Origin of the sequence: Catenulispora pinistramenti, assembly GCF_018274385.1 — a bacterium.
GTDB lineage: Bacteria > Actinomycetota > Actinomycetes > Streptomycetales > Catenulisporaceae > Catenulispora > Catenulispora pinistramenti.
This window is the reverse complement of record NZ_JAAFYZ010000348.1, coordinates 1-7,334: the sequence shown is the minus strand read 5'-3', so window position 1 is coordinate 7,334 and position 7,334 is coordinate 1. Positions and strand designations below refer to the sequence as shown.

General features: G+C 70.2%; 4 protein-coding genes. 3 read left to right on the top strand and 1 reads right to left on the bottom strand.

The window, feature by feature from the left end; all coding sequences use genetic code 11:
• From KGQ19_RS46285 to KGQ19_RS46275, 3 genes are all read left to right on the top strand, one after another.
• On the top strand, positions 1 to 302 hold a 302-nt coding region (locus tag KGQ19_RS46285; protein ID WP_268908239.1), incomplete at its 5' end, for an HPr family phosphocarrier protein.
• A 598-nt stretch (positions 303 to 900) separates the two neighbouring features.
• Positions 901 to 4,995, top strand: coding sequence for a carboxypeptidase regulatory-like domain-containing protein (locus KGQ19_RS46280; protein ID WP_438801905.1), 4,095 nt, complete (start codon positions 901 to 903; stop codon positions 4,993 to 4,995).
• Between the two features lie 185 nt (positions 4,996 to 5,180).
• Positions 5,181 to 6,242: a PQQ-binding-like beta-propeller repeat protein gene (locus KGQ19_RS46275; protein ID WP_212021602.1), complete on the top strand. Its 1,062-nt coding sequence runs from the start codon at positions 5,181 to 5,183 to the stop codon at positions 6,240 to 6,242.
• Positions 6,243 to 6,362: 120 nt separating this feature from the next.
• On the opposite strand, the gene KGQ19_RS46270 is transcribed toward KGQ19_RS46275, so the two are convergent.
• On the bottom strand, positions 6,363 to 7,334 hold a 972-nt coding region (locus KGQ19_RS46270; RefSeq protein WP_212021600.1), incomplete at its 5' end, for a GNAT family N-acetyltransferase.

The following is a 7,334-nucleotide window of genomic DNA, read 5'->3' as shown; positions in this document are numbered from 1 at the left end:
CCCCCGCACCCGAATCCACTCCCCCGGCCGAAACCGAACCCCGCACCGGCAGCGCGTCCGTCGCGGTGACACTGCCCGCCACGCTGCACGCCCGGCCGGCGGGCCGACTGTCGGTGGAAGCTGCGAAGTTCGCCAGCACCATCCGCCTCGAATACGGCGGCAAGTCAGTGGCCCCCAGCGGCTTGCTGACCGTGATGAGCTTGAACGCCAAGATCGGCGGGACGATGACAGTGCACGCCGAGGGGCCCGATGCCGACGCGGCCGTTGCGACGCTGGCCGCGATTCTGGCCGAGATGGAGTAAGTAGGGCGTGGAGTGGGGGCTGTGGAGTAGGGGCTGCGGAGTAGGCCTCAGGAGCCGGCCGCGCCCCCGAAGCGATGCTGCGCACGCTGCGCACGATCGTGTGGTTGCCGTCGACGCCGGTGCCGAGCTGGATGGTCGTGCACTGATTCGGACGTCCGCTTGACAAACCCCAACCTCAACGTCCGGCAACCCGCCGTCAACCCGTGAGCGACTCCGGCGCATATGCCGACCTCGCCCGCGCAGACCGAGGACATCACCGATTCCCGGGTATGGACACAACCTTTACCCTGGGTCACACTCATCTTCACAGTCTGATCAGACTGCTGACATCGGGACATCGGGACAACCAGACCTCAGAGCATCCTGACATCAGGACGTCCTGACCTCTGCTAGGGCACAGCGCAAACGTGGCGCCGTGCCTAGCGGCGCCGCGGAATGGCAGGCACTGGCCACCAAGGAGCCGCACGTGCACATTCCCCTTCCGCCACGCTTGGGCAAGGTCGTCGCCCTGGCTGCCGCACTCGCTTTAACGACGGGAGTCGGCAGCGCCGCCGCCGACGCCGGTCACACCGACGCCAGAAGTACCGTCTCGGCCGCCATCCACCCGGCCGCAGGCGGGACCAGCCAGTCCGGCAGCACCTCCTCGACCGGTGCCGCCAAGCCCGGATCCCTCAGCGGCGCCAAGCCGAACGCGCGGGCGGTCTGCCCGCCGGCCGCCAAGGGCGCCTTCACCTGCTTCGCGTTGCAGCGCACTGACATAGCCGGCAGCACCGGCCTGGTGAAGGCCGGGACCACCCCCGCCGGGTACGGACCGTCTGATCTGCTCAGCGCCTACAACCTGCCGGCCGCCGGCGGCGCCGGGGCGACCATCGCCATCGTCGACGCCTACGACGACCCGAACGCCGAGAGCGACCTGGCGCTGTACCGGACCCAGTTCGGGCTGCCGGCGTGCAGCACCGCCAACGGCTGCTTCAAGAAGGTCGACCAGACCGGCGGCACCACCTACCCGACCCCGGACGCCAGCTGGTCCGGGGAGATCTCGCTGGACCTGGACATGGTCACCGCGATCGCGCCGCAGGCGCACATCATCCTGGTCGAGGGCAACAGCCCGTCCTTCACCGACCTGGGTGCGGCGGTCGACGAGGCGGTCGCGCTCGGAGCCGGCTACGTCTCCAACTCCTACGGCTCCAACTACACCTCGACCCCCGGCAGCGGTGAGGACCCGTCGGAGACCACGTCGATGGACCCGTACTACAACCACCCGGGCGTGGCGGTGATCGCCAGCACCGGCGACGGCGGCTACGGCGTGGCCTACCCGGCCGCCTCGCAGTACGTCACCTCGGTCGGCGGCACCTCGCTGACCAAGGACTCCAGCACGCGCGGCTGGTCGGAGTCGGTGTGGTCCAACTCCTACGGCGGGCCGGGCTCAGGGTGCTCGATGTACGAGCCCAAGCCGAGCTTCCAGCAGGACACCGGCTGTGCCAAGCGCACGGTCGCGGACGTGTCCGCGGTCGCCGACCCGGCCACCGGCGTGTCGGTCTACGACTCCTACCAGGCCGCCGGCTGGCAGGTCTACGGCGGCACCAGCGCCTCCTCGCCGCTGATCGCCGGGGTCTACGCCGACGCCGGCGCGCCGTCCGCCGGGACCTACCCCAACTCCTACCCCTACGCGAACCCCTCGGCGCTCAACGACGTGACCCAGGGTTCGACGGCCACCTGCACCCCGAGCTACCTGTGCACCGCCGGGGCCGGCTACGACGGCCCGACCGGTCTGGGCACGCCCAACGGCCTGTCCGCGTTCACCAGCGGTCCGCACGGCGTGGTCTCCGGCAAGGTCACCGACAGCGCCGGCCCGGTGGCCGGGGCCAAGGTCTCCGTGGGGGCGACCAGCACCACCACCGCCGCGGACGGCAGCTACAAGCTGACCGTGACACCGGGTACTTACACGGTCGGCGTCAGCGCCTTCGGCTACGCCGACCAGTCGGTGACCGGGGTCGCGGTCGCCAACGGCGCGACCGTCGCGGAGAACTTCACGCTCGCGGCCGTGGCCCGGGTGGCGGTGACCGGCAAGGTCACCGACGGCTCCGGCCAGGGCTGGCCGCTGTACGCGACGATCACGGTCGACGGCATGCCCGGCGGCCCGGTGTACACGAACCCGAAGACCGGCGCCTACACGATCCAGCTGCCGGTCGACAAGACCTACCAGCTGCACACCGCGGCCGCCTACCCCGGCTATCAGACCACTGACACCTCGGTGGCGGTGGGCGTGTCGGCGGTGTCCCAGCCGATCTCGGTGCAGGTGGACGCCTCGGCGTGCACGGCGGCCGGGTACCAGGCCGGGCACAACGGCCAATACCAGACGTTCGACGGCACCACGGCGCCGACCGGCTGGACCGTCACGAACAGCGCCACCAGCAACGGCGGCTGGGAGTTCGACGACCCGGGCAACCGGGGCAACCTCACCACCGGCACCGGCGGGTTCGCCATCGTCGACAGCGACCACCTGGGCAGCGGCAAGTCGCAGGACACGTACCTGACCTCGCCGGTCGCCGACTTCACCGGGATCGCCTCGCCGGAGCTGGACTTCGCGACGTACTACAAGCCGTTCGGCACCTCCACCGCGACCGCCGAGGTCAGCGTGGACGGCGGGACGACCTGGTCCGCGGTGTGGTCGCAGACCACCGCCGCGGTGAACGGCTCGACGGTGCGCATCCCGCTGCCGCAGGCCGTGGGCAAGAGCCAGGTGCAGGTCCGGTTCCACTACACCGGTTCCTGGGCCTACTTCTGGGAGGTCGACAACGTCCTGCTGGGCGTGCAGACCTGCGACCCGATCCCCGGCGGTCTGGTGGTCGGCCAGGTCACCGACGCCAACACCAAGGCGCCGCTGGCCGGCGTGAGCGTGTCGGAGACCGCGGCGCCGACCGTCGGCGGCACGTCGGCGGCCGGTACCGACCCGGCGATCAAGGGCGCGTTCTACTGGTTCTTCTCCCCGACCACCGGCTCGGTCCCGCTGAACGCGGCCAAGGGGCACTACACCACCGGCGCCGCGACGGCGACCGTGGCGGCGTCCAAGGTCGTCGAGGCGGACTTCTCCCTCAAGGCCGGACGGCTCACGGTCACACCGGGGTCGATGTCCAAGACCGTGCCGTGGGGCGGGAACGCCACGCAGACGGTCACGGTGAAGAACACCGGCACCGCACCGGCCACGCTGAACGTCAGCGAGCAGCCGGGCGGGTTCGTGATGCAGAACGTGCCGGCGGCACCGACGCAGATCGTGCCGGCGCACGTCACCACCGGCAGCGCGCTGATCGCTTCCAAGCAGCTGGGTGCCAAGGCGGTGCATCCCAACGCCTCGACGTCCGGTGACAGCTGGCAGCCTTTGGCCAACTTCCCGTCGCTGATCCAGGACAACATCGCCGACTTCTCCGGCGGCAAGCTCTACTCCGGGTTCGGCTTCGACGGCACCGCCGACTCCAGCAAGCTCTACTCCTTCGATCCGACCTCCGGCGCCTGGACGGCGCTGGCCTCGGCGACCGACACCCGCGAATCCCCGGCGCACGGGTTCATCGGCGGCAAGCTGTACGTCGTCGGCGGCTGGGCCACCGACGGCAACCCCGACCCGAAGATGGAGGTCTACGACCCGGCCGCCAACCAGTGGACCACCGGCCCGGCTTCCCCGGCTCCGTATGCCGGCGCCGGTAGCGCGGTCGTCGGCTCCACGCTGTACGTCGTCGGCGGCTGCACCGCCACGTGCGGCACCACCGACGTCTACGGGTTCGACGCCGGCGCCGGAACGTGGACCAAGCTGGCCGCGTACCCGGAGTCCACGGCCTGGCTGTCCTGCGCCAACGTGCTGAGCAAGCTGGTCTGCGCCGGCGGCACCTCGGCGACCACGGCCAGCCAGAGCACTTACATCTACGACCCGGCGGCCAACTCCTGGACCAAGGGGGCGTCCGCGCCGACCGCGTTCTGGGGCGCGGCCGGCACCGGCGCCAACGGCAAGCTGGTGGTCACCGGCGGCGTGCTCGCCGCCGGTCTGACCAACCAGGCCTGGGCTTACGACCCGTCGGCCGACTCCTGGGCGGCGCTGCCGAACTCCAACGTCAGCGCCTACCGCTTCGGCGGCGCGCTGGGCTTCTACACGGTCGGCGGCGGCCAGGGCACCCTGACCCCGCCGCTGTCGACAACGCAGGTGCTGCCCGGCTACAACGTCGGCCCCAGCACCCACGTGCCATGGCTGTCCGAGAGCGCGACGACCGTCACGCTGGCCCCCGGCGCCTCGGGGACCTTCCAGGTCACCGCGGACGCCAGCGACCCCTCGATCACCCAGCCCGGCGGCTACACCGCCAGCCTGGGCCTGGCCACCGACACGCCCTACCCGCTGACCGCGCTGCCCATCACCATGACGGTGAAGCCGCCGGCGACCTGGGGCAAGCTCGCCGGCGTCGCGGAGTACACGGACGCCAGCGGCGCCCTGGTCCCGCTGGCCGGGGCCACGATCCAGATCGACACCTGGACCGCCCACTACACCCTGCACACCGACATCAACGGCAACTACGCACTCTGGCTGGACTACCGCAACAACCCGTTGACGGTGATCGCGGCCAAGGACGGCTACCAGCCGCAGGTGCAGACGGTGACGATCAAGAAGGGGGCGACGAGCACGGTGAAGTTCGTGCTGTTGAAGGACTGAGCGCGCTCACCGGGCTGACTGTCCGGTGATGCGGCCGGGGGCGGGATCGCGCGAACGCGCTGATCCCGCCCCCGGTCCGTTCCCGCACCACCGGCGCGAATCAGCCCTCTGAGGACCGGTCCTCGCCCCGTATGGCTAGTCTCCACCGACGAAGGCCACAGCAACGGAAAGAGCCGGGACGCCCAATGGCGGATCCTGAGATACCCGAACAGCCTCCGCAGCCGGATGACACGCAGGGCGTGAGCGGCAAGCACAACGCGGTCTTCGCCGGGATCGGGACCGGCGTCGTCGCGCTCATCGTGCTCGTCGTACTCCTGTCGGCCGAGTTCAGCACGGGGAGCAACCTCCAGGTCTTCGACCTGACCACCGGCAAGCCGATCTGGTCCGCTCCCTTCAACCTCATCCCCAGCCCCGGGGACATCCCCGATAACCCGGCCGGCCCGACTATCGAGGGCTCCTATCTGGTGGCCCCCTATGGGCTGTACGACATAGTCGACATCGACCTGTCCACCGGCCGGTCCGTCTGGAACACCAAGCAGCGCGACGAGCCCGATCTTGGCTGCGATATCGACAACGCGGTGATAGTGGGCACTGACGTGTACTACGGGACCACTGGGAGTTGCGACCGTGGCGCTAACCAGGTCTGGAAGCGCGACACCGCCTCGGCCACGCCAGCCACCGCGATGCGCCTGCCGATCATCTGCAACGAACCCACGGTGCTCCAGGCCGGAAGCGCACTGCTGACAGTGTGCAATGCGAGCGAACACAACCCATCGCTTCTCCTCGCGCCCCCAGGCTCCTCCTCCTTCATCACGGTGAAGGCGTCGAACGACGCCTTCGGGCACCTCGCCATTCCCGACAGGCCGACGACGCTGACGGCCGTCTACGGCAACACGCTCTACCTCCCCGACACGGCAGACGACATCGGGTTCGACGGAATCACCGCAATCGACCTCAGCAACGGGAACGCACTATGGACCGTGCCGATGAGCAAGACGGACGCGTTCAGCGGACTGGCCGGGGCCACGAGCGCCGGAGCCGTCCTCACCTACTGGAGCAAGGAGCACAACACTTATGCGATCACGACCCTGGCCGCTTCCTCGGGGGCCGCGTCCCCCGAAACGGCCATCGACACCAAGGCGCAGGAGTCGAGCAACACCGATCTGCTCGTAGGCGACTACCTCATCGGCATCTCAAGCTACGCCATCAACGGGAACGACCAGCTCGTCGCCTACCACCTGAGCTGAGCCCGGAGTCGGCCGGTGGATCAGTGCTCGCCGTCACCCAGGAAGCGCGGCAGCGCGGTGCGTGCTCCGGCCCGCGTGCCGGTGCCGCATCCCGCATCCCGCATCGGAACCCGGCGGTACTCAGAACTCGACGGTGTAGCGCACCTGGGTCCCCGCGACCGTGAACCCCACCCGCTCGTACAATTCGTTCGCGCCGGTGGGGCTGGCCGAGTCGACCTCGAGGCTGGTCCGGTCGTAGCCGGCGGCCCGCGCCGCGTGTTGGGCGTGCGCGATCAGGGCGCTGGCCACGCCGCGCTTGCGATAGGCGGCGCGGGTCCCGATCAGCATGTAGTGCGCGTCGCGGATGCCGGTGGCCTCGGTGTCCGAGTCCCAGGAATGGGTGAGGATCATGCCGGCGGCGGTGCCTGTGGCGCTGTCACGGAGCAGGAAGCTCAGTTCGGGGCGGAAGGACTGCCAGCCGCTCAGCGTCCCGCGCCACTGCTGTTCGGGCATCGGGACCACGCCCCAGTGGTCGGCGAACGCCTCGTTGCGCACGGCCAGGAACTCCCCGTCGGTGCCGGCCGAGTGGTTCTCGATCACGAACCCGGTGGGGACCGCCGCGTCGGCGATGGCCTCGCCCAGGGGGTGCGTCATCTGCGTGTACCAGCGGATCGGGGTCATGCCGGCGGCGCTGTACGCGGCGGCGGCGCCCGCGTTCCGCACATTGTTCTGAGCGTCGACGGCGAGCGCCAGGCCCGGGTGGTGGATCGCGTGCAGCTGCCGGGCACTGGCGATCCCGGCGGCCAGCAGGCGCGCGCCGATGCCGCGGCGGCGGTGGGCCGGGTGCACGCCGCCGGTGAGCATCACCCGGTGTGTGTGCACGGCCAGCGGTTTGTGCGCGGCCAAGGAGTACCCCACCATGACGTCGCCGTCGAAGGCGACCAGCGTGCCGCGCGCGAGGTCGAGCACCGGATCGCCGATCAGCTCGGCGGCCGCCGCCTCGTCGTAGAACTCGCCGAAGTGGTCCGTGTCCTCGATCGCGTTGAGCAGCACAGCGTAGGCGGCGGCGTCGCCCGGGACGATGGGACGCCAAGTGAGAGCGGGGTTCGGGGA

Excerpts from the sequence above, each read along its gene's own strand:
- KGQ19_RS46275 (WP_212021602.1), top strand. The coding sequence starts at position 5,181 with ATGGCGGATCCTGAGATACCCGAACAGCCTCCGCAGCCGGATGACACG.